Raw genomic sequence first — 20196 nt, forward strand, 5'->3', positions numbered from 1 at the left:
ACACATCAAACAAAAAGGAGATTTTCATACAAATGAACCCAATGAATCCATTAAAACTTCTTCAGTTAAAATCTGCCTGGGACCGCTTTAAGTCCAATCACCCGCGTTTTCCGCTCTTTCTGTCCGCAGCCAGCAAGCGTGGAATCAAGGAGGGAACCGTTCTTGAATTCAAGATCACTACGCCGGAGGGGGAAGAACTCGTCTCCAACATAAAAATCAAGCAGGACGATCTCGCTCTCTTTCAGGAAGTCACAAACCTGTTTCGATAAACCAGCAAATTGCTAAGTCATTGAACAGCCGAGAATTTCCGTTCAGATATCCTAATCAGGTATCCTAAAAAGAAGAGAGACAAGACAGAATATGGGGAAAATTCTCCTCTTTCCGTCTTGTCTCTCTTTTGTTTAATTCAATCTCTGACCGCATTTCGGACAGAACTGATAATCTTCCTCTGTCTCAAATCCACATGACGGACAGCGATGCATCCGATGTGGCGCATACTCATCCGGACTGTGCGGAATGATGTTCTCCGGCAGAGAAGTCACCTCTCCCCGCTCAATCTGGCGTCCAAGTTCCGCATCCAGCTCTGCCGATGCCCCACAACACGTCGTCCGCACAAAATATCTGCGTCCCCACTTAAAAATCGGGATAAAGAACAGACTCAGATACGAATAAATCATATAGACTTCCAGATGACCGTATTTTCCGCAATGGCTGCACACGATCATCTGATCAAAGTCCAGTTTCTTTTCTCCCTGGCTGATTCCCATGATAAAAAACATCCGGACAGCCTCCTTTAACCGAGCACAATCAGACGGGCTACCGCCATCGGATTATCTTCCGGGAATGCCTGAACGCAGACTGCAATATCGTTCACATAGGAAGCTTCCACACCGAGACGATCTGCAATCTCCTCAGCAGACATTCCCTGCGCCGTAAATTCCATCACCTGACGAACCTGCTCCGCCACACGGGAAAGTTCTCCGCCAAGTTCATCGTCCTTTCCAAAAGTCTCTTCCTCGTTCTGATCCGGTTCATCTGCCTCAATGAAATCCTCCAGATTCAGCGTCTTCTCAGAATGATCCTGATAATATTCTTCTGAAAGTTCCCAATCAGTCTCAGCAGTATTCTTTCTGTTTTCTTCCATTGTCATGTTTTCTTTTCTCCTTTTCCACCATCAAATCCGGCAGATTTTCGGTTATTTTCTCTTTTGCATTTTTTGCATTCATCCATATCAGATGATTTGACTCATCCATACGCATTATAACATTGGATGGAATTTTCAGTCCAGCAATTTCCTTGTATGCCGGATCAACCATTAAGCTTCCATCTGGCGCCCCAAAAAGCCAGCTGCTGTTGTGACAAGCCTCAGTTCTGCATCCCCGAATTTTGCTCTCGGTTCCCTGCTCATCAAAATGACTGCTCCGATTGCATCTCCCTCACAGATAATCGGCGCAACTGCCTGCGCCGTGATTCCCTCAAGATCTTCATCCGCAATCGGAAGCATCGGCCGGCCTCCGCCTCCTGCAAGAAAAGTTTCCCGCTCATTCACCGCCTCCTCGAGTTCCGCACTGATTGTCTTTTGAAGAAGATCTTTTTTCGGTCCTCCTGCAACTGCAATCACCTGATCCCTGTCTGCAATGCAGACGGTCATTCCCGTGGATTGTGCCATGGACTCCGCATACTGTCCCGCAAATGCTGTCAGCTCCATCATCGGAGAATACTTTTTCAAGATCACTTCACCTTCTCTGTCGGTAAAGATTTCTAAAGGTGTTCCCTCTCTCAGCCGGAGTGTGCGCCGAATCTCCTTCGGAATCACCACACGCCCAAGATCGTCCCATCCTGGTCAACAAAGACAAAAAATAAATTTCCGTCCCCGGAAACCCGCATAAATACTGGATTCTTTGGATTTCCGAGAACGAAAAGTACGGCTTACCCATTGTGTTATTATAAGACAAATTCCGTCAAGTTGCATAACTTCCAAGCAGAAAAGCCAGCACATTGCTGGCTCTGCCATTCACACAGCTTCAAACAGGTCATTGAACTTCCAAAGGATTTCAATGTGTTCTCCGTCTGTGATATTCACTCTTTCAATCGCATCATAAAGCACTTTCTTTAATGCTTCATCATCCAGGGAACCGGCTTTTGAAGTTGTATCCTGTTCCTTTTTTCTGTCATTCTCTGCCCTGATGCAATCTTCATACTGCGCTTCCATGGCAGCAATATTGGCTTTCAGTTCTGCCTGCCGGCTATCTCGTTCAAGTCTGCCAGCAAGAAATTCTTCTCGGCTGATTGTTCCTGCCTTAAAGTCCATGTAGCTTTGTATCCGCTGTGCATCGCTCTGTTTCAGTTCCGCATTCAGCAACTTTAACTGCGACCTGAGACGTATGCTGTCTTTTTCAATGTCCTTTTTCTTTTTTCTGGCTTCGACTTCTCTCAGCGTGAGCTGTGCTTTCAGCGATTCCAGAAGAACTTCTTCAAGCTCTGTTCTGTCCCAACGGACAGTCTTACAAGCTGTCGCCTGCTCTGACCAGTAGGCTGTTACACAATAAAAATGGTCATCCAAACCGAAGGTCCGTTGTAATTTTCTCCCACAGTGAGCGCAGTATAGAGGGAAAACTTCCGTTTTCTCTTTCTTTTTATGTGGTCGAACCTTTCGCAAAGCATTTCCTGCCGCTTCAAATTCTTCTTTCGTCACAATCGCTTCGTGAGCATTTTCATGGATATACCATTCTTCTGGCGGTACACGCCGTCCCGATCCATCTCGAATTTTTCGGCTTTCTCTGGTATGGTTTACCATACAGCCAGTATACTTCAAGTTGTGAATTGTATCAAGCACTCTGTTATGTGTCCATACCGGCTTACAATTATCAGATGTTTTTCTCCGAATATTCTTATACATTAAGGGAGTAGGAATCCCTTCAGCATTCAATTCTCTGGCAACTTGACTGGTGGATTTGCCACCGATCACATCCATAAAAATTCTGCGGACAATCGGAGCTGTCTCCGGGTCAATCACCATCTTATGCTTTTCTTTGACTTTGTAGCCATACAGACAGCAGGAAACATAGCCACCCTGACGCTGCTTCACCCTCATTCCGGTCTTAACCTTCTTGGAAAGGTCTTTGCTGTAATAATCATAAATCAGATTCTGAAACGCCACATCCATGCCCGGTGTGCTTCCGGTGTATTTGTTGCTGTCATAGTGGTCATTGATAGAGATCATCCGAATACCCATGAACGGGAAGATATGCTCCAGATAATCACCAACCTCCAGATAGTCTCGACCGAAACGAGAGAGGTCTTTTACCACCACGGTACTGATTTCACCTGCCCGAATCAGATCAATCATTCGCTGAAAGTCCGGTCGGGAGAAATTTGTACCAGAAAAGCCATCGTCGCAGAACTCAATCCGTGGAAGCGATGCAAGGGATGGCTCACTGTCCAGATACCGCAATATCAGCTGTCTTTGTGCCACAATACTGTTACTGTCATCTTTCGCCTGATTTGTCCTCTTATCTACATCTTCCTGCGAAAGTCGAAGATAAATCGCTACACAGTTCATCATCCTATGCCACCTCCTTCCTGAGTGCTTCAATGGATTCCGTAATTGCCTTAAATTCATCCATGTACCGGAATGTAATGCTTACTGAATTGTCCTTATGCAGCTGCATGGATTCGATCATAGCATCTACCAGCTCCTGCGTAACTTCCGTTGCATTGGAATATTTCTTTACCAGAGAAGCCAGTTTCTTTTCCGCCTGTGTCTGCATCGTATTTTCCTTTTTCACAGCACTTAGCTCTGATAACTGCTTTTCCAGCCTTTCAATATCCCGTACAAGAATTTCACGGGTACTTGCGTAATCGTCCTGTGTCAGAATTCCTTCACGGAAATCCTGATACAGACCACTAAATAATGTTTTCTTCTTTGCCAGTTCTGCTTTCAAAGCTCGAACCTCTTTGATATGGCTGTTATCCGAAAGCACCGCTTTCTTTGCTTTCAGAAGCCGTTTCAGCGTTGCATCCATGTCAACAAACAATGCAAGCTGTGCTTTGATACTTTCTAATACCACCGCATCCAAATCCGCTTTCCGAATTCTTTTTGCATTGCAAGCTCTATCGCCATGCTCCTGATAGGTTGGGCATTTGAATGTAAAATACACCTTGTCCTTCTTGGTGCTGAAAGAGCGAACCTGTTTTATCACTGCACCACAATCTGCACAGATAAACTTCTTTCCATAGATATTTACTGCTTTCGGCAAATGATCGTACTTTCCATAGGTAGCTTTCGATTTTTGAGCTGCCTTCTGATTGATTTCCTGAACCTTATTGAACAAACTCTGCTCGATAATCGGTTCATGGGTATTCTCAACCACAATCCAATCACTTTCCTCTGCTCGGTTCATAGGCAGTCCGGCATATAGGCACTGTGTCGTTTTCCGCTGTGCCAAATGCCCCAGATAAGTAATATCCTTCAGAATGTCTGTGATGATATGCTTATTCCAAAGAATCTTTCTGCCTTTCTGATTATTATTCGTTACAATGCCCCGATCAGCTTTATACTGTCCCGGCGAAGGGACTTCACGGTCATTGAGCTTTTTATTGATTCCCATATAGCTCATGCCTTCACTACGCCACTGATAAATCATCTGAACAACCGGAGCTGTTTCTGGATTGACAATCAGCTGATTTTTGTTTTCCGCTGATTTTACATAACCGTACTTTTCCCAACTGCCGATATACTCACCATGCTCCATCTTATTCCTCAGTGCAGTAGAAACCTTACGAGAAATATCTTTTGCATAGTAGTCATTGACGATATTGGATAGCGACACTGATAACTGAGCCGTTGATTCTGCTGTTTCCGTATCAAAGTTATCAATAACTGCAATAAAGCGGATACCGAAGAATGGACAGATTTTTTCCAGGAAGTCGCCAGTTTCGATATAGTTTCTGCCAAGTCGGGAAAGGTCTTTTACAATAATACAGTTAATCTTTCCGCTTTTGGCATCTTCCAAAAGGCTCTGCCACCCCGGACGGTCAAAGTCTGTTCCTGTAAAACCGTTATCCGTATATGTTTTCACATATTGAAGATAAGGACGGCTTTCCATATAGTTCTGAATCAATGCAATCTGATTATCAATGGAATCAGAATCGCTAAGATTATCTTCACGGGAAAGTCTGGCATAAATAGCAGTCTTGTAAACTGTCATTCCAGACGGAATCATTGTTTCCTGAATCTCCGGTAACAGACTTTCTTCTGCCCGGTTCTTTCGTGATACTCGTGCCATTTAGCCCACCTCCTTCGGTGCAATATGATAATCGCCAAGGAACTCTGCGATTGCCTGAAACTGATCGGAGTGACTGAGTGTTACCACCACTTCCTTCTCAGCAGTAATCTCAACCCTTTCGATGAAGTAAACAACCACCCGGCGGGTCAATGCCTGAATATTTTTATACTGATGGAACTGCGACAGCCAGCTTTGCTGACCAGTCAGTCCGTTTTTTACCTGATTTCGATTGCCAACCAACCGGGCAATCGTTGCTTTTGCTTCACTGATATTTTTATCAAATTCCGCTTTGAAAATCCGATAGTCCTCAAGGGAAATTATCTCATTCTTGAAGTCCTCGTAAATCATCGCTTTCATCTGATTGTTATGGGCAATGACTTCTTCCTGACGGGTAATACCGGATGCGATCCGTTCCAGTTCCCGACGTTCCCAGGAAACATCATTCAGCTGCTTTAATGCCCGTTCCATATCCAGTGCCATTGCAACCTGTGACTGAATCACAGCCAACACAGCATCGTAAACAAGCTGTTCTTTAATTCTTAGCTTACAGCCAGAGTTTTGGCAGAGATAATACACATATTCTTTGCCAGAAACAACCGTCCGCTTTCTCGCCATTGTATTATGGCACTCAGCACAGAAGATTTTTCCGGAGAACAGAGCGACTGTATCACCTTCCTTTGTGCTTCGTGTATCTTCCTGCAATAGCTTCTGAACCATATCAAAAGTTCCCGGAGGGATGATTGCTTCGTGAGCATTTTCCGTCCGCATCCATTCTTCCTTACCTTTGAGCTTACGGGTCTTAACTTTATAATTCGGAGAAGTGGATTTTCCCTGAACCAGTGTACCGATATACATTTCATCCTGTAAAATACGGTAAACTGCTACATGACTCCATTCCGACTTTGCCTGTTGCTTGAAACTTGTTTTCAGTTTTGCACCACAGAGCCGTTTATATTCCAACGGTGAAGGTACACCTTCCTCATTGAGCCTTTTTGCAATCTGTCCAGGGCTGCTTCCATCCACTTTCATCTGAAAAATACGCTGAACCACCGCAGCGGCAGTCTTATCAATTTCCAGTTGGTGCTTATCTTCCTCAGAACGCTGATAACCATACACAACATGAGTACCGACAAATTCGCCATTTCTCCGTTTAATGTCCAGGTTAGAGCGAACCTTGATGGAAATATCTCTCGCATAAGAATCGTTAATCAGATTCTTGAACGGGAGAATGATTTCATTTCCAGCCTGCTCTTTCTGAGCAGAATCATAATTATCGTTGATAGCGATGAAACGAACTCCCAGATGCGGAAAAATCTTTTCCAGATAACGACCACTCTCAATGTAATCTCGTCCGAAACGGCTGAGGTCTTTTACAATGATGCAGTTGATTTCTCTCTGCTTGATTTTCTCCATCATCTTCTGGAAATCCGGTCTGTCAAAATTCGTACCGGTAAATCCATCATCGCAAAATTCCTGAACAAAAGTGATTTCAGGATGTTTTTTCAAAAATTCTTCAATCAGTTTTCGCTGATTGGCAATACTGTTACTTTCGGTTTTTCCTCCCGAAGTCGAGAGATCACCATCTTCCTTTGAAAGTCGCAGGTAGATGGCAGCAAAATAATTGTTATCTAAAATTCTTTGCATAATGCGCCACTCCTTTTTGATTTTCGCCAGAAGCCAAAACAAACCGGAGTTTCGCTGATTTTGTCCAAGACCATGCTACCATAGTCCTCAGCATAACTCCAGTTTGTCGCCGCAATTTCTTTGTGCCAATTTCAACCAGAAAAACTGTTACATGGAAGCCACCATGTTGATAAAATTGTCGGTAATCGTGTTCTGCGTATTTGCAAACGCCACACGGACGACTGTGCTTCCTACCTTAAACTGATACGGGTCTTTGATCTGCTCAACAAAAGATTTGATTCTTTCTTCTGTCGGCAGAGAGCTGTCAATTCTCACATCACGAATATCAACCAGCTGGTCGATGGGTGTGTGCTTTTTTTCGTCTGTCATCTGCAATCACCACCTTCATTTTTATACTTGCCATTTTTTACCGTCGTTATTCAGAAAATCTCATCGGTAAAAGAATAGGCAGATTCTGCTCATAACAAAATCTGCCCATGGTTTTTATCGACGAGTACATGGATTCCATATCGTATTGGTTTCCATGTTTTCGTTTTATTGTTCCCACATTTGTCCTCAACACCCCTGGGAGTAGGAAATCATCAGGCGGCTGGCAGCTTACCAGCTCCATAGGAATCTAACCTCCCCGTGGTTCGCACCGGGCTGCCCCCATTGCGTGTTCCTTCTATAACGAAGGGCTGTGGCTGGGCAGAAGTATCATTGTCCCTGTTGCTTTCATCGCCTTATCGTGAGCTACACGATATTTACTTTCCGGTATTTCTCGCTCCAAGTTCCATAGACCAACCAGATGTTAATTATGTAGGTGTCTCTGTTTCTATGAGAGCTTATCATGGCGTACCGCAGACGTGGCTGATGTTTCCACCGACAACAGGAATGTACCTGATGAATGACTTGTTCAGTTATCAAGGTTCATCAACTTTCTTTCGTTAGCTGCAAGTAAATTGTACCGATTTATCAGCTTTCTTTTTATGTGGTGACGTTGATGATTACCCTCAATGCCATTGATGGTTTTTGAAATAATTTTATTTTCGGCAATCGTACTTGACATTTTGGCAAGTTGTGAATATAATAAAATCAGGCTGATAAGTGAAGCCTGACGAAAAGGAGGAAATATCATGGGCAAGGCATTAGGAGAACGAATATCTGAGATGCTTCAGAAACGGGGCATTCAGCAGAAGGAACTGGCTGAACGAATCGGTATCACAGAAACCGCTATGTCACGTTATATTGCCGGAACAAGAGAACCAAAACCAGACGTAATTGCTAATATGGCAACTGCGTTACACACAACATCAGATTATCTTCTGGGAATTGAGAACGATGCGTTCAACTATCACCAAGTTCGCCGTATGATTGCAAGAAATGCTTCTTCTATGACGGATCAGGAAAAGAAAGCTCTGATTGATGCACTGTTCGGGGAGGAGTAAGGATTGTCGATCAAAATATCGAATCAAAGATACGAAGAAATTAAGCGTATCGTCGTTAGAATGTTCGTAAAGTATGGAGTATCTTGCGTACCCATTAACGGCTTTGAAATTGCACATAAAATGGGAATCAAAGTTATTCCATACTCTGCCATCGCTCAAAGTAAGCGTTGGCTTCTGATTAAGAAAAGTGAAGATGGCTTTTCCGTAGAAAAAACAAACGGACAATGGTACATATTCTACAACGACGAAAAAGACTATGGGCGTGTAAATCACACCATCATGCACGAAATCGGTCATATTGTCCTGGATCACACGGAGGATAGTGAACTGGCAGAAAAAGAAGTCAAATTCTTTGCCAAATATGCACTTGCACCACCAGTGCTGATCCATAAACTCAAACTGAATAATCCGGAAAGCATCTCGCAGATATTCGAGATAAGCTATGAAGCTGCCTGTTATGCTTATGATTATTACCAGAAATGGCAGAGACGTTATTATGGCAGTTACACCGATTATGAGCATCGCCTTCTTTGTCTCTTTGACCAGGCAAGTTAGGGAGGTGGTTACTTTGAGTGTAAAAAATAAAACGTATTAAAAAGCTGTTGGCGCAGCAATCTAATACGTTTCATCAGTGGATATGCTATTCGCATTCCTCAATCAAAATGAGTATAGCATATCCTTTCCGCAGGTGCAATTCGCAAATTATACAAAAGTGAATTGCTTAATACATTGTTCCTCCGATTGGAGGGGAAAGGATTTTTATGGTTAATAATACAAGTAAATGTATGCGTGATGACCAACTGTTCATGCGTAATGAGTATGCTGGTCGTGGAAAATGGAATATTCCATTAGTAAAAAAACAGGAACTCAATGTCGATAATCTGTCACTGATTGCTTGTTCTGACACAAAATCAAACGATTCTTCCGTGAATACACAGAATGGAGTCCATTTTTTTGTCGATGATTACAGATTCAACGGGATTTATAACAATCCAGAAAAATCTCTGGCAAAATACTCCCAATATGCTTTTCTTCTGACACCGGATTTTTCTACTTATGCAGATATGAGCTTATGGCGGCAGATGGAAAGTGTTGCAAAAAACAGATGGTGCGGTGCTTATTGGCAAAGCAAAGGTTTAACCGTCATCCCTACAATCAGTTGGAGTACGCCAAGCAGCTATGATTTCTGTTTTGATGGTGTAGAGGAAAACTCTATTGTTGCTATCGGCATGATTGGATGTAAGCAGAATCGTCTGAATTTCATGCGTGGATATTATGCCATGTTAGAAAAGATTCATCCCGAAACCATTATTTGTTTTGGAACACCATTTCCAGAAATGCAAGGAAATATCATCACCGTAGACTACCGTGCTTCTCGAAAGGTGGTGCGTTAATATGGGTGGACGTGGAACTTTTGCAGTTGGGAATAATGTTCCTTACAGCTATGAAACAGTTGGAACGATTGATGGAGTTAAAGTATTGCAGGGAACATCTGGGAAACACGGATTACCCGAATCTTCACATAGCAGTGAAGCATATATAAAGCTAAAACCAGATGGCACTTTTCATGAAATGAGATTTTATAATAAAGATCATATTCTCTACATGGAAATTGCCTATCATCCAGAGCAGTCTCTTACTGGAGATCGCCATACGCCTGTTTTACACTATCATCTATATGATACTCGCTTCAGCATGAACAAAACAGGGGCATTTGAACGGTCTAATGCAAAAATGCTTACTGATGATATGAAAACAAAATACAAAAAATATTTCAAAGGAGTCAAAAATATATGATTGGTGGTAACCCTAACGATTTTCTGGACAGGATTTATTCTTGTCAAGATACCATTTATATTTACAAAGGAATAAAATACTGGTTTCAGGGTTATATGCCTGATTCAAATACAGTACACATGGAAGTTATACAATATCAACCAGCAAACAATAAAGAAATATGGAGCCATGATGCTACCACTATTGAACAGTGTAAGCAGGCTTTTATAGATGCACCTCTCTTTGACGGAAAAACATTCTGGGATGCCGAGCAAGATATTGAGTGGGTAGACGACTAAGGGTGTATTTATATTGAAGTTTTGAAGTAATAATGCTTCATTTACTTTAAGGGGGTGCCTAAAATTGAAAAATGGTGATGTTCGTGAATTTGTTGATCACATTCATTACGGTGATGAACTATGGTTTCTCTATGAAGGAAAAAAATACTTTCTGGAGGGATGGACGAATAACGGCAGTCTTGATCTTTGCTTATACGAAATGGCAGACAATGGAGAAAAACATACTTGGAAAGGGAACACAACACATTATCCGGTTGAAGCATTCTTAGAAGCTAAAATCTGGAATGGAAAATCTTTCTGGGATGTCGAGCAGGATATGGAATGGGTAGATGACTAAACAAAGGAAGTGCCGAGAGCGATTAAACTTTCAGCACTTCCTCTTTTTGTTTTTATAACTTCTGTTCAAGCTCCATCAGCTGAGCAAGCATCATGCGAATCTGTTTTTTCAGAGCATCTGTCTGTAATTCTCGTCCCAGAAGAATATAGTCCAGTGACACACCAAAGAACATTGCCATCTCAATAACCAAATCTATGGATACGCCAGAATATCCTGTCTCAATCTTTCCAAGATTGCTGACGCTGATATTCAGTTTTTCGGCAAGCTGTTCCTGTGTCATGCTTTTCTGTTTTCTAAGGTTCTGTATCCGTTTTCCGGTTTCTTTCAAATCGTAATACATCCGTTTTCCTCCTGAATTTCTGAATTTTCGTAGTGGCAAAATTCAGAAGCCAGGTGGAGAACGGCAACGGGTTCGATTCCCAGATATAGAAAAAGCGCACTTGTTTCTGCTGTTTGTTGCAAAAACAAGTGCGCCTGCAAAATGTCGTAAAATCAAAGAAACCTCCATCAGCTATTGGTTGAACAGGCATTTGTAGTTGCCCTGTCAACATAGCCGACGAAGGTATTACGACTGGTTCGGTATCGGTTTTATTCAGTTTTTCACGGTATTACGGTGGTGTTATAAAGCAATATAGGTTTTTGCCGGTTTTAAGCGGTATTATGATGGTGTTATCTCTTTTTTCGCAGTATAAATTGGTGCGACAGTGTCGAACCAATTCACATTCTTAAAGAAAAAACCGGAGGGATAATTGCACCTCCGGCATTTCTTACGTCATATTCGCTTCCACAGCCAGTCTGTTTGCCAGCATCGCATAATCTTCCTCAAGTAATCTATGCTTTGCTGTCCGCAGCTCACTTCGGGCAATTTCAGTGTGTCCCTGCTTATGTATCGCATGGATCAGCCAATAATAAATATCTGCACTATGCGGAACTATCGCCAGCGCTTTTGCCGCATACCTATGGACACAATGATAATCCTGATCCTGATGAAGCGTTTTCAGCAGCTCTGTAACTGCACCAATATAACGGTGCTGATAATGTACCGATTGCCCCATAATCCAATGCTCCGAACTGGCAGAATGAAGTAAATCACCGTTATAGAGATCAACAGCTTTTTTCAGCAGTTCTGTCTTTGTCTCTGTCGATGGGGCATTCAAAGCCATCCTCCATTTGCGTTCAAAAAGCTGAACATCCGTAAAAACATTCAATTTGGGATTGATCTGATAACCATGAGATGTCGATTCTATTAAGCGATAATCAGAAATCAATGAAAATGATTGCTGTAAACGATATACCAGTCCCTTCAGATTTTTCCCTGGGGTATCTGATTCTTCATGCGGCCAGATTGCATCTACGATTTCTCTTGGCGCAGAAGCTGATTTTTGTGACAGTAATAAATACACCAGCATTCTCACAATTTTCGGAGACTTTAATTCCTGCTCTGTCAAAACTCCCCTTGACGTTGTGATTTTCAATTCTCCGAATATACTGATGTAGACATCTGTATCCTTTTCAATTCTCGGAGACATAATGGCAAGTTTATTTGTTTCCATCAGAAAATACTCTGTAACTGCTGATATAACTGCATGATTCAACAGACGCAGTAAACTCCGGTGATTTTGATAGCGTTTTGGATTTCTCAACGTAAGAAATCCCATTGGATTTTTCCAAAATGGAACTGCCAAAACAGATTGTACCCCTAACCGCTGATACATTTTATATTCTTCCGGATTGCTTTCCTTTATTTCTTCCACATCCGATATTTTAACTGAATCACGAGTTTTCAAGCACTCCAGCCAACGCCCACAATTATCCGACAGTTCAAATTCCTGGCAGGTATTCGGTGCCATCGGACCGTTCTTTGCATCATACCACCACAGCGGAGTCCATACACCTACATCCAGATCAACATGGATAATTCCGCACCAGTCAGCATCATAAAATCGTGCAATCGTTTCCATCACAGCCATAGCAACCTTTTTCGGGTCACAGCATCCTGCAATTTCTCCGTGCAATCTGTGGATAGTACGCTCGATCTCGACTGCATATCGAACGTACTCCATATCGTTTCCAACATCCGCTTCACTGGATTCCATAAAGCTCTGCTTTAGACTTTCCGGCATATACATACCTCCTCATAAAAAAATATAAAAAAAGACCGCAAAGCTACACTGGCTATAATAACCTGACAGCTTTACGGTTCTGATTTGCAAGTTGTGAGTTGGCTGTCATATCTTATTCGATACTGGCAGTCAAGACAGCTTTCATATTTGGAAATGCTATATTGTATTCGGATTTTACCGATACTCAAGGGCATCCACAGGAACCAGCCAAATAAATGGACTGGAAGAAGTGTCTTGCTCCAAAGTAACAAGGTTCATTTGTTACAAATCACTTGTAACTTTACGGTTCTTCCGAATCACTGTTTTTGTCGTCTGAATAATTTCAAGAAAAGCCTGTAACTCCGCCGCATCACAATCAGCCAGTTCATTTGCTATTCTTTGGTCATATACCGGTTTTACTTCTTCCAGACTGTCACACAGTAATTCATCCACAGAAACTGAGAGAGCGTTTGCAATCTTAACGATAGCCGGCAAAGATAACTTTGTCTGGGCAGTCTCAATATGGCTTGTATGTGATGTTGTCAGTCCTGCACGATATGCAAGCTCAGCCTGTTGCAAGCCTTTTCTATTTCGGATTTCTTTAATCCGTTGCCCAATCTTTACATAGTCCACTTCATTTGCGCCCATCGCTTCGATCACCTCCTACCCATTTTCCGTATTTTTTTATTTTATTGGCTCTGAGTATTATTGTCGATTTGCTATATGGTCTTTATCGCCTATATAATAAAATTCTGTTGAAGAAATTTTGTCTTTATGGTCAGTAATTTGCCCATAAGCATAAAAAAGCCCACATATCCGATACATTCTACCGGCTATGTAGGCTTCTCTTTTCTTTATGTTATTGTGTCTTTTTTTTCTTTGGTGCAGTCAGTTCAAAGCTCAAAGCCAATAATTTTTTAATGGCATCGTCCAGTTCCGGCTTATCCAGAAGAATACTAATCCAGTTTTCTTTATTCATGTGGTATGCTGGGAAGAATCCCTCCTGAGTGCGATAAGAGCCAATCAGCATCGGATCACTTTTCACATTCAGAATATCAACTTCACCATCCCCGGTAAGCCCCAATTTATCTCTGCCGACTTCCATGAGCAAGCCATACCACTTTTGATTGTCTGTGTGGCGCAAAACAACATTCCAGTCATCCCACGGATATTCCGGTTCTGTACCGTATTGCTGTTTGCACCAGTTAAATACTTCTTGTCGTGTCATTCATCCCATCAATCCTATCAATTATCATCTAAAGCCGCATCTATTTCTTCCAACTCATCTATCCAGTTACGGTTAGAGTTCTTCCTGGCAGATTTGCGTTTCTTTAACTCCACAACTTCAAAAACCTTTTCCTCTGTGCTAAAAAGACCTTTTACTTGAATCTTAAAACAAGGTTTATTATCAGCAAGTCCTTGGAGCAATGTTACATTTTTATATTTTGGCAAAAGCATCTGGCATATTGTCGGAATATCCTGCTCATAAATATAAGGTGCTGCCATAAATTTCTTCGTAATGTACGGCTTGATCTCAGTTAATATCTGACTCATTTTTGCATTTTTTCTTGCGTCCGGCATTATTATTCTACCCCCAATGCCTTAAACACTGCATCCTCCGCACTCTGATACGGAATCAGCTGAAATGCGCTCATCAGATCAGCCGGAACGCTTGCAAAATCCACAAATGAGGTACTTGGAATCAGCACCTTCTTTGCACCGCTATCCAGGCACACTTGAAGCGTATTGGCAAGTTCATCCACCTTTATCATCGTGCCGCTGATTGTAATATCTCCCAGGATTGCCAGATTGCTGACCACCGGCTTTCCCAGTGCAATGGAGCAAAGGGCAACCAATGTAGGAAGTGCCAGCTTCTCGGTCATGCCGATACCCTGCAAATCCTGATAATTGATGATGTAATCCTTGGTCGAGGTGCTGATAGAGCCGCTGATCCGGTTGCCGTTGGCTTTCAGATAATTGAACGCCGTGTTCACAGCTTCCTTGCACTTTGAGTCACTTCCTAAACCAGTACGTTCAATCTTGCCATTGCCAGGAAGCATCTGACTTTCCAGACGGAATACACCAATCATGCCGCTTTTTCCTCTGGATACGGTATAAACCTGTCCCGGATTGCACATTCCATCCGGTATCAATTTACCGCCGCCTTGCTCCGGTACAGAAACATAATGCTCTGACATATCCTCCAGGTCAATATAGGAGAAGTTCACATCATAAAACTCCATGCCGCCCAGTTTTTTCAACTGTTCTTTCACACGGCGGCGCATTTCCAGTGCAATTTGGATGACTTCTTCCAGTTCCTCTTTGGTAAATTCACCATTCGGGTACATCAGCTTCAGATAACCGTCTACCATACGGCGGACTGCAATGGTATCACGCTGATTCAGATTTCTTCCCAAGCGGAAATAGTGGTCAAGTGCATCACCATACTGTTCCTTACGAAGTTCCCGGATAAATTCAGCCAGATAATCACTGATAAAACCGTAATCATCGGTAAAATGCTCCGGTCTGAATTTCGGTATCTCCCAGCCAGGAAGGTAACAGTGCATACGGTCAAGGAATGCCGTGTCTGTTCCCATTTCCGGTGGGAAAGGTGCAAACAGACTGGATGTTTTCAACAGCACATCCACACTCTGATTGATGTTTCCCACAAATACCATGGAAGCAGTAGCAGCCTTTTCTTCTTTGCCACGGGCAAAAGAGCCGGATGCCATGTAGTCTTTCATAATCTGGATGCCATCTTTATCCTTGAACTTGATACCTGCCACTTCATCAAAGCAACGCAGTCCCACAAGCCGACCAGTCCGACCGTTTTGCGTCCCATATTGTAAAAGAGGTTTGCAACAGTCGTCTGTCCACCGGAGATCAAGATACTGTTCGGTGAAATCTCTTTGTAGAGATGGGATTTACCAGTGCTTCTCGGTCCCAGTTCACAAAGGTTAAAATTGTTCTCAACCAATGGAATCATACGAGTTAGGAGCAACCATTTCTCACGGTATGTAAATTCATCCGGCTCCATGCCGATAGAACGGAGAAGAACATCCAGCCATTCATCTTTGGTAAAGGCTTTTCGTCCCTGCTTCAGCTCGTCAATATCAATGTGCGGCATCTGGATTGGTGTCAGCTTACGGATACTGATTGGAGAAATATCTTTCTGCTTTTTCTGTTTGGAACGAAGTGGATTTCCGTCAATATCCTCAATGCCAAAGTTATTGTCGCCCTCAACCTCGTAATCCAGCTGAACGATACACCAGATACCACCGCAGAGCAGGCGGTCAAATTTTTCCGGGTATTCGTCGGCAATCGGTACATTGCCAACTCCCAGATTGGAAAACTCTGCAAAAAAGCAGTCTTTTTTCATATCCAGTCGGACAGTCACCATATCAATGATCGTGTGACTGCCTTTCTTTCGCAGCTGGGACAGAATCTTCTGCGATTCATCCGGGCGTACAAAGTTGTCGGCAAGAATACGCTTCACATTCTGTACGCCTTTTTCAATAACAGTTTCATCATCCGAGCTGCAATACTGACCCAACAGGAACTCAAGGACATACACCGGGACATTCGCCCCTTCCTTGATTTTCTTTGTCAGGTCTTTCCGAACAATCTTACCGTCAAAGTTCTGACGGAGCTTGTTCTTTATTTCTTCACGGGTACTTTCACCCTCTGTAAATTGCTCCATCTTTCTATCCTCCTGCGGTATTAACTAAAGAAATCAAACTCATCCACCGCAAAGGCGATGTCAATCTGGAACGGCTCACGCTGTGGCATTTGCAATCCCTGTTCATCTGCAATTACCAAATAGTAAGTAGCAGTATTACTGTATTTCAGGGACTTCAGATTAAACTGGCAGCGGAAAGTTCTCTCTGCACCGTTGTCGCTGGTCTTATCTGCAATAATCTTCTGAACATCACTGATCTGCTTGCCATTTTCGTCCGTAAAGTAAACCTGATAAGTAGCCGCTTCACGGTTTGCACTGACTGCATCCTTCTGATAGAAGTTCAATGAGAAAATCATATTGCTGATTTTACGGTTTGCAGACAGCAGATTCACCGTTACTGGCTTGGTATCATATTTCTGTTTATTGCGCTTATATTCCATAGAATCATTGCGGAGATAATGGTACTCAATCACCGGAACAACCATTTCCTGCAAGCTGATACCACCATGCACAAAGTTCATGCCACCGCCATTCATCTTGATACGGATACTTTCTCTCGGTGTAAATCCATCAAATTCCGCATTGCCGCCCAGGAACTTCACAGGCAACAGGTAGTTGGGCTGTGCGCCTTTTTGCATGATTGCATAGCGTCTGCCATATTCCACATCCATGCCGTTAAAGCTGGTCTTATCTACCTTGTCATCCTCAGTCAGCGGACTGTATGTATAAAGGAATCCATGGTCAGCCGTAATCAAAATATTCGTGCCACCAAATTCATTTACAATAATACGCACAAGGTTCTTCAATTCTGAAATTGCCTTATCACAGGCAGAAAAAACAGCGGTATCAGAAGTATGGCTGGCTTCATCAATGGTATCGTGATAAATGTAAACCACATCCATACCCTTTACCAGCGCACTTCGTTCTGCTCGTTTCATGGCAATGATGTCATTGTATTTCAAAGCCACACTTGCCGGATCTTCTGATTTCAGAACCTTATCCCGGTAAGTACTTGCCGTAGGTTGACCATCTGCCAGAACCGTCAAAACATCGTTCCGAACTTCTACTGTCAGTTCTTTATGCGGTAATAACGCTGCCATACCGAACTTTGTAATAGAAGGGAAGATGCTTTGCATACTGCTGATGGAAACCTTGCTCTGTGTTTCTCTCTGAAGCTGGTCTGCCATTGCAGCCGCCACTTCATAACGCATGGCATCCGAAATAATCACGAATACCTTAGTATCCGAAGTCTTAATGCGGGAACGATAAAATTCTTCCTGCTGCGGTACTTCCAGAACCTTGCCGTAGGTTGCCAATTCATCCGCACACACATCCGACCAGTTGTTACCCAGTTCACCTAAGAACCAATGAGTATAGAGTCCTTCCACCTTATCGACAACGTGCTTGAACAGATCGTCCAACAGAATATTGGAAGTCTCCAGGCTCTTTTGAAAGCTCAGATGGAACAAGCGGTAATAGGTATCCATCTGATAGTAGCTTTCCGTGTATTCTTTCCAGATGCCTTTCGCTTCGGCGGTATGGAATCCGGCAGAGTGTTCCTTGAAGAAGCTCTGCATATTCGCCACTTGCAAGATACCGTCATAGAAGTTCTCAAACGGCTCATACCATGCACAGGTTCTCCGCTTTTCAACGGTGGAAGTAATGGTATCTACATCAATGATATGGTCGCTGATTTCTGTCATCAGCTTTGTCAGAATTACTTCATTGATACACGGGAAGCATTCCGTTCCTGCCAGATCGTCCACGGTCAGCTTTTCAAAACGCTGATGCAGACGGGCTTCATCTTCAACATACCGTGCCACATCATATAACTGCTGAATATCCTCGCTGTGAAGCCATTCAGAAATAAAATCATAGCAATATGCCTGATGTGGCATGGAGATAAAACTATCCAGTCCGGCAAGATACTCCTGCCGCATAGTACGGGTAGCAGCTGTCAACAGCAAATGAATTGCCAGTCGTCCGAGGTCTGGTTCTTCCTCTACAAATCCGCAACCCTGGCGAACCATCGCCCAAAATGCACCGTCTGCATGATATTTTACAAAATCCTGATAAACAGTATTGTTCTTCAAATCCAGTCCAGCACGGAACACGCTACGAAGAATCATATTCGGCTGTGCGTCTTTCAGTCCGCAGATTGCCGCCATGACTGCCATGTGCAGCTGTGCCGGAGTTGCCGGAACTTTATTTTGTGTGCTGACCTTCAAACGGCGATCTTTCGCATTGAAATAAGCACGATAATTCTTGACCTGCTTCCGCATGGCCGGATTCGATGTAAGACCCATCTCATCCATCCAAATGGAAATCAAGTCTGCCCGAAACTCCTCACTGTAAAGCTCCACATCCAAAAGCCAGTTATCATCCGGGCGGTTATATGCTAATGGACTGTAAACCAGATAGTTTGTGGTCAGATCGTCTACCGAGAGTAGTTTCTTCACAGAAAACGCATTATTGCCAGTCAGAGCAATGACCTTTGCATTTTCCAAAACCACTTCGTCCAGCTTATCCTCAAATTCCTTATCTTCATCATACCAGAAGATGATACGACGCTGATAAAACTCCGGCAGAGGTGCCGCAAACCTGCGGTTTAAGTCCTGTATTACTTTGTCTGTATCCATAAGTCACTTTCTTTCCTTCCTTGGTATCCGGCACTTTCCCGGCACTTTTTGTAGTATCCGGCGGTTTAACGGCACTTATCCGGCAGTTTTCTCGGCATATTCCTGTTCCAGTTCCTCTGCCAGATACGCATCGCTCATGCAGTGCATATCAGAAACACCGTCACGAATCAGCTGATAAACCTGGGAATGATAAAAGAAATCCAATGCCGCATCCAGTGAAAGTCCCTGCTGTTTGGCAAAGCACTCAATAACACGGCTATATTTTTTCTGAAGCAAAATCGGGTTCGCTGTCATAGTGTTTCACTCCCTTCAAAATGCAGCAGAGATAATGCTTTCTCTGTGCGGAAACAAATTTGCAAATTCGGTTTTTCATAACGCAGTCGGTTGATAGCTTCCGTCTTATCAATCAGTCCGTCAAAGAACAGCTCCACGGTGTTAAACACCTTATCATTGGCAACACCGCCCACAACAAGGTCATAATCTGTCGAATCTTTTCCGCTACGGCAGTTCAGAATGAAATCCAGCCATTCTTCTGAATAAGAATCAAATTTCAGTGTTTTCAATTCCGCTTCCCGCCTTTCATCATATTCATACATGGAGATAATGCCATCTTTCCCACGGCGTTTGAACTTTCCACACCACTTCGCCGCCTGCTCATACAGCGGCGTGACATAGAAGCCACGCCCGAAGTCAACATTTGGGCGGGAATGAACCATGTCCGGTTTTGCAATCTCTAAAAAGGAACCATGATAGAGAATCATACTTCCACACCCCTTTCTTTCATCACATCAAGGAGGTCATCAACGATATATTCCCGGCTCTGGGTATGCAGCACTTCATATTCCGGCACAATGTAGCCATTCAGAATATCGCTCTTTTCGGTAAATGCCTGATAGACACGCTCTGCATCCACACCCAGCTTTGCCGCTACATTTTCAATGCAAAATACAGCGAACTCCAGCTCACTGGAATTTTTGATCTTTTCATCCGTCATCATACGCAAGC

25 protein-coding genes and 1 pseudogene are annotated in these 20196 nt (G+C 43.1%); 7 read left to right on the forward strand and 19 right to left on the reverse strand.

The window, feature by feature from the left end; genetic code table 11:
• Nucleotides 1-32: 32 nt before the first annotated feature.
• Nucleotides 33-269: a hypothetical protein gene (locus ACR0QE_RS01920; RefSeq protein ID WP_432626696.1), complete on the forward strand. Its 237-nt coding sequence runs from the start codon at nt 33-35 to the stop codon at nt 267-269.
• A 132-nt stretch (nt 270-401) separates the two neighbouring features.
• Here the strand turns inward: ACR0QE_RS01920 and ACR0QE_RS01925 are convergent, their stop codons facing one another.
• From ACR0QE_RS01925 to ACR0QE_RS01965, 9 genes are all read right to left on the reverse strand, one after another.
• Nucleotides 402-779, reverse strand: coding sequence for a zinc ribbon domain-containing protein (locus ACR0QE_RS01925; protein WP_432626697.1), 378 nt, complete (start codon nt 777-779; stop codon nt 402-404).
• A 14-nt stretch (nt 780-793) separates the two neighbouring features.
• Entirely contained in the window at nt 794-1150 is a 357-nt protein-coding gene (locus ACR0QE_RS01930; RefSeq protein WP_432626698.1) for a hypothetical protein, read from the reverse strand.
• A complete protein-coding gene (locus tag ACR0QE_RS01935; protein WP_432626699.1) occupies nt 1116-1316 on the reverse strand; it encodes a hypothetical protein in 201 nt (66 codons plus the stop codon). The genes ACR0QE_RS01930 and ACR0QE_RS01935 overlap by 35 nt, the downstream gene beginning before the upstream one ends.
• Nucleotides 1316-1819: a stage V sporulation T C-terminal domain-containing protein gene (locus ACR0QE_RS01940; protein WP_432626700.1), complete on the reverse strand. Its 504-nt coding sequence runs from the start codon at nt 1817-1819 to the stop codon at nt 1316-1318. Before ACR0QE_RS01940 ends, ACR0QE_RS01935 begins: the two co-directional genes overlap by 1 nt.
• Nucleotides 1820-2014: 195 nt before the next feature.
• The gene (locus ACR0QE_RS01945; protein WP_432626701.1) at nt 2015-3622 is read right to left on the reverse strand and encodes a recombinase family protein; all 1608 of its coding nucleotides are present in this window, start codon (nt 3620-3622) and stop codon (nt 2015-2017) included.
• Entirely contained in the window at nt 3567-5288 is a 1722-nt protein-coding gene (locus ACR0QE_RS01950) for a recombinase family protein (protein ID WP_432626702.1), read from the reverse strand. Before ACR0QE_RS01950 ends, ACR0QE_RS01945 begins: the two co-directional genes overlap by 56 nt.
• Nucleotides 5289-6932 carry a recombinase family protein gene (locus ACR0QE_RS01955; RefSeq protein WP_432626703.1) on the reverse strand — a complete coding sequence of 548 codons (1644 nt, stop codon included), beginning with the start codon at nt 6930-6932 and terminating at the stop codon, nt 5289-5291.
• Between the two features lie 147 nt (nt 6933-7079).
• Entirely contained in the window at nt 7080-7301 is a 222-nt protein-coding gene (locus ACR0QE_RS01960; protein WP_432626704.1) for a DUF6870 family protein, read from the reverse strand.
• Nucleotides 7302-7347: 46 nt separating this feature from the next.
• Entirely contained in the window at nt 7348-7542 is a 195-nt protein-coding gene (locus ACR0QE_RS01965) for a hypothetical protein (RefSeq protein ID WP_432626705.1), read from the reverse strand.
• A 505-nt stretch (nt 7543-8047) separates the two neighbouring features.
• Between ACR0QE_RS01965 and ACR0QE_RS01970 the strand changes: the two genes are divergently transcribed.
• The 6 genes from ACR0QE_RS01970 to ACR0QE_RS01995 all read left to right on the forward strand — a co-directional run bounded on the left by ACR0QE_RS01970 (nt 8048) and on the right by ACR0QE_RS01995 (nt 10771).
• A complete protein-coding gene (locus ACR0QE_RS01970) occupies nt 8048-8359 on the forward strand; it encodes a helix-turn-helix domain-containing protein (RefSeq protein WP_432626706.1) in 312 nt (103 codons plus the stop codon).
• A 3-nt stretch (nt 8360-8362) separates the two neighbouring features.
• Nucleotides 8363-8914 carry an ImmA/IrrE family metallo-endopeptidase gene (locus tag ACR0QE_RS01975; RefSeq protein WP_432626707.1) on the forward strand — a complete coding sequence of 184 codons (552 nt, stop codon included), beginning with the start codon at nt 8363-8365 and terminating at the stop codon, nt 8912-8914.
• Nucleotides 8915-9120: 206 nt separating this feature from the next.
• Nucleotides 9121-9753, forward strand: a complete 633-nt coding sequence (locus tag ACR0QE_RS01980) for a DUF4417 domain-containing protein (RefSeq protein ID WP_432626708.1) — start codon at nt 9121-9123, stop codon at nt 9751-9753.
• Between the two features lies 1 nt (nt 9754).
• Entirely contained in the window at nt 9755-10156 is a 402-nt protein-coding gene (locus ACR0QE_RS01985) for a hypothetical protein (RefSeq protein WP_432626709.1), read from the forward strand.
• Nucleotides 10153-10434 (forward strand): hypothetical protein, encoded by a 282-nt coding sequence (locus ACR0QE_RS01990; protein ID WP_432626710.1) that lies wholly within the window; start codon nt 10153-10155, stop codon nt 10432-10434. The genes ACR0QE_RS01985 and ACR0QE_RS01990 overlap by 4 nt, the downstream gene beginning before the upstream one ends.
• 64 nt (nt 10435-10498) lie before the next feature.
• Entirely contained in the window at nt 10499-10771 is a 273-nt protein-coding gene (locus ACR0QE_RS01995; protein ID WP_432626711.1) for a hypothetical protein, read from the forward strand.
• Between the two features lie 52 nt (nt 10772-10823).
• Here the strand turns inward: ACR0QE_RS01995 and ACR0QE_RS02000 are convergent, their stop codons facing one another.
• The 10 genes and pseudogenes from ACR0QE_RS02000 to ACR0QE_RS02045 all read right to left on the reverse strand — a co-directional run bounded on the left by ACR0QE_RS02000 (nt 10824) and on the right by ACR0QE_RS02045 (nt 20188).
• Entirely contained in the window at nt 10824-11111 is a 288-nt protein-coding gene (locus tag ACR0QE_RS02000; RefSeq protein ID WP_432626712.1) for a helix-turn-helix domain-containing protein, read from the reverse strand.
• Between the two features lie 427 nt (nt 11112-11538).
• A complete protein-coding gene (locus ACR0QE_RS02005; RefSeq protein WP_432626714.1) occupies nt 11539-12894 on the reverse strand; it encodes a BTAD domain-containing putative transcriptional regulator in 1356 nt (451 codons plus the stop codon).
• A gap of 261 nt (nt 12895-13155) precedes the next feature.
• Nucleotides 13156-13521 (reverse strand): helix-turn-helix domain-containing protein, encoded by a 366-nt coding sequence (locus tag ACR0QE_RS02010; protein WP_432626715.1) that lies wholly within the window; start codon nt 13519-13521, stop codon nt 13156-13158.
• Nucleotides 13522-13732: 211 nt separating this feature from the next.
• Nucleotides 13733-14101 (reverse strand): MmcQ/YjbR family DNA-binding protein, encoded by a 369-nt coding sequence (locus ACR0QE_RS02015; RefSeq protein WP_432626716.1) that lies wholly within the window; start codon nt 14099-14101, stop codon nt 13733-13735.
• Nucleotides 14102-14118: 17 nt separating this feature from the next.
• Entirely contained in the window at nt 14119-14454 is a 336-nt protein-coding gene (locus ACR0QE_RS02020; protein WP_432626717.1) for a hypothetical protein, read from the reverse strand.
• Nucleotides 14455-14456: 2 nt separating this feature from the next.
• A pseudogene (brxL, locus tag ACR0QE_RS02025) lies at nt 14457-16573 on the reverse strand (protease Lon-related BREX system protein BrxL).
• Between the two features lie 20 nt (nt 16574-16593).
• Complete coding sequence (gene pglZ / locus ACR0QE_RS02030) at nt 16594-19191, reverse strand: BREX-1 system phosphatase PglZ type A (protein ID WP_432626718.1); 2598 nt, start codon at nt 19189-19191, stop codon at nt 16594-16596.
• A gap of 75 nt (nt 19192-19266) precedes the next feature.
• Complete coding sequence (locus tag ACR0QE_RS02035; RefSeq protein ID WP_106999756.1) at nt 19267-19485, reverse strand: DUF3791 domain-containing protein; 219 nt, start codon at nt 19483-19485, stop codon at nt 19267-19269.
• Nucleotides 19482-19952 (reverse strand): DUF3990 domain-containing protein, encoded by a 471-nt coding sequence (locus ACR0QE_RS02040; protein WP_432626719.1) that lies wholly within the window; start codon nt 19950-19952, stop codon nt 19482-19484. Before ACR0QE_RS02040 ends, ACR0QE_RS02035 begins: the two co-directional genes overlap by 4 nt.
• Nucleotides 19949-20188 (reverse strand): DUF3791 domain-containing protein, encoded by a 240-nt coding sequence (locus tag ACR0QE_RS02045; protein WP_432626720.1) that lies wholly within the window; start codon nt 20186-20188, stop codon nt 19949-19951. The genes ACR0QE_RS02040 and ACR0QE_RS02045 overlap by 4 nt, the downstream gene beginning before the upstream one ends.
• Between the last annotated feature and the right edge of the window lie 8 nt (nt 20189-20196).

It is taken from the genome of Brotaphodocola sp. (assembly GCF_050873065.1).
Lineage (GTDB): Bacteria > Bacillota > Clostridia > Lachnospirales > Lachnospiraceae > Brotaphodocola.

What these genes read in the sequence shown, in the direction of transcription:
- ACR0QE_RS01965 (WP_432626705.1), bottom strand. Translation starts at nt 7,542, where the DNA reads ATGGAGCTGGTAAGCTGCCAGCCGCCTGATGATTTCCTACTCCCAGGG.
- ACR0QE_RS02040 (WP_432626719.1), bottom strand. Translation starts at nt 19,952, where the DNA reads ATGATTCTCTATCATGGTTCCTTTTTAGAGATTGCAAAACCGGACATG.
- ACR0QE_RS02015 (WP_432626716.1), bottom strand. Translation starts at nt 14,101, where the DNA reads ATGACACGACAAGAAGTATTTAACTGGTGCAAACAGCAATACGGTACA.
- pglZ (WP_432626718.1), bottom strand. Translation starts at nt 19,191, where the DNA reads ATGGATACAGACAAAGTAATACAGGACTTAAACCGCAGGTTTGCGGCA.
- ACR0QE_RS02035 (WP_106999756.1), bottom strand. Translation starts at nt 19,485, where the DNA reads ATGACAGCGAACCCGATTTTGCTTCAGAAAAAATATAGCCGTGTTATT.
- ACR0QE_RS02010 (WP_432626715.1), bottom strand. Translation starts at nt 13,521, where the DNA reads ATGGGCGCAAATGAAGTGGACTATGTAAAGATTGGGCAACGGATTAAA.
- ACR0QE_RS01985 (WP_432626709.1), top strand. Translation starts at nt 9,755, where the DNA reads ATGGGTGGACGTGGAACTTTTGCAGTTGGGAATAATGTTCCTTACAGC.
- ACR0QE_RS02045 (WP_432626720.1), bottom strand. Translation starts at nt 20,188, where the DNA reads ATGATGACGGATGAAAAGATCAAAAATTCCAGTGAGCTGGAGTTCGCT.
- ACR0QE_RS01960 (WP_432626704.1), bottom strand. Translation starts at nt 7,301, where the DNA reads ATGACAGACGAAAAAAAGCACACACCCATCGACCAGCTGGTTGATATT.
- ACR0QE_RS02000 (WP_432626712.1), bottom strand. Translation starts at nt 11,111, where the DNA reads ATGTATTACGATTTGAAAGAAACCGGAAAACGGATACAGAACCTTAGA.
- ACR0QE_RS01990 (WP_432626710.1), top strand. Translation starts at nt 10,153, where the DNA reads ATGATTGGTGGTAACCCTAACGATTTTCTGGACAGGATTTATTCTTGT.
- ACR0QE_RS02005 (WP_432626714.1), bottom strand. Translation starts at nt 12,894, where the DNA reads ATGCCGGAAAGTCTAAAGCAGAGCTTTATGGAATCCAGTGAAGCGGAT.
- ACR0QE_RS01955 (WP_432626703.1), bottom strand. Translation starts at nt 6,932, where the DNA reads ATGCAAAGAATTTTAGATAACAATTATTTTGCTGCCATCTACCTGCGA.
- ACR0QE_RS02020 (WP_432626717.1), bottom strand. Translation starts at nt 14,454, where the DNA reads ATGCCGGACGCAAGAAAAAATGCAAAAATGAGTCAGATATTAACTGAG.
- ACR0QE_RS01980 (WP_432626708.1), top strand. Translation starts at nt 9,121, where the DNA reads ATGGTTAATAATACAAGTAAATGTATGCGTGATGACCAACTGTTCATG.
- ACR0QE_RS01935 (WP_432626699.1), bottom strand. Translation starts at nt 1,316, where the DNA reads ATGGTTGATCCGGCATACAAGGAAATTGCTGGACTGAAAATTCCATCC.
- ACR0QE_RS01925 (WP_432626697.1), bottom strand. Translation starts at nt 779, where the DNA reads ATGTTTTTTATCATGGGAATCAGCCAGGGAGAAAAGAAACTGGACTTT.
- ACR0QE_RS01950 (WP_432626702.1), bottom strand. Translation starts at nt 5,288, where the DNA reads ATGGCACGAGTATCACGAAAGAACCGGGCAGAAGAAAGTCTGTTACCG.
- ACR0QE_RS01945 (WP_432626701.1), bottom strand. Translation starts at nt 3,622, where the DNA reads ATGAATTTAAGGCAATTACGGAATCCATTGAAGCACTCAGGAAGGAGG.
- ACR0QE_RS01920 (WP_432626696.1), top strand. Translation starts at nt 33, where the DNA reads ATGAACCCAATGAATCCATTAAAACTTCTTCAGTTAAAATCTGCCTGG.
- ACR0QE_RS01970 (WP_432626706.1), top strand. Translation starts at nt 8,048, where the DNA reads ATGGGCAAGGCATTAGGAGAACGAATATCTGAGATGCTTCAGAAACGG.
- ACR0QE_RS01930 (WP_432626698.1), bottom strand. Translation starts at nt 1,150, where the DNA reads ATGACAATGGAAGAAAACAGAAAGAATACTGCTGAGACTGATTGGGAA.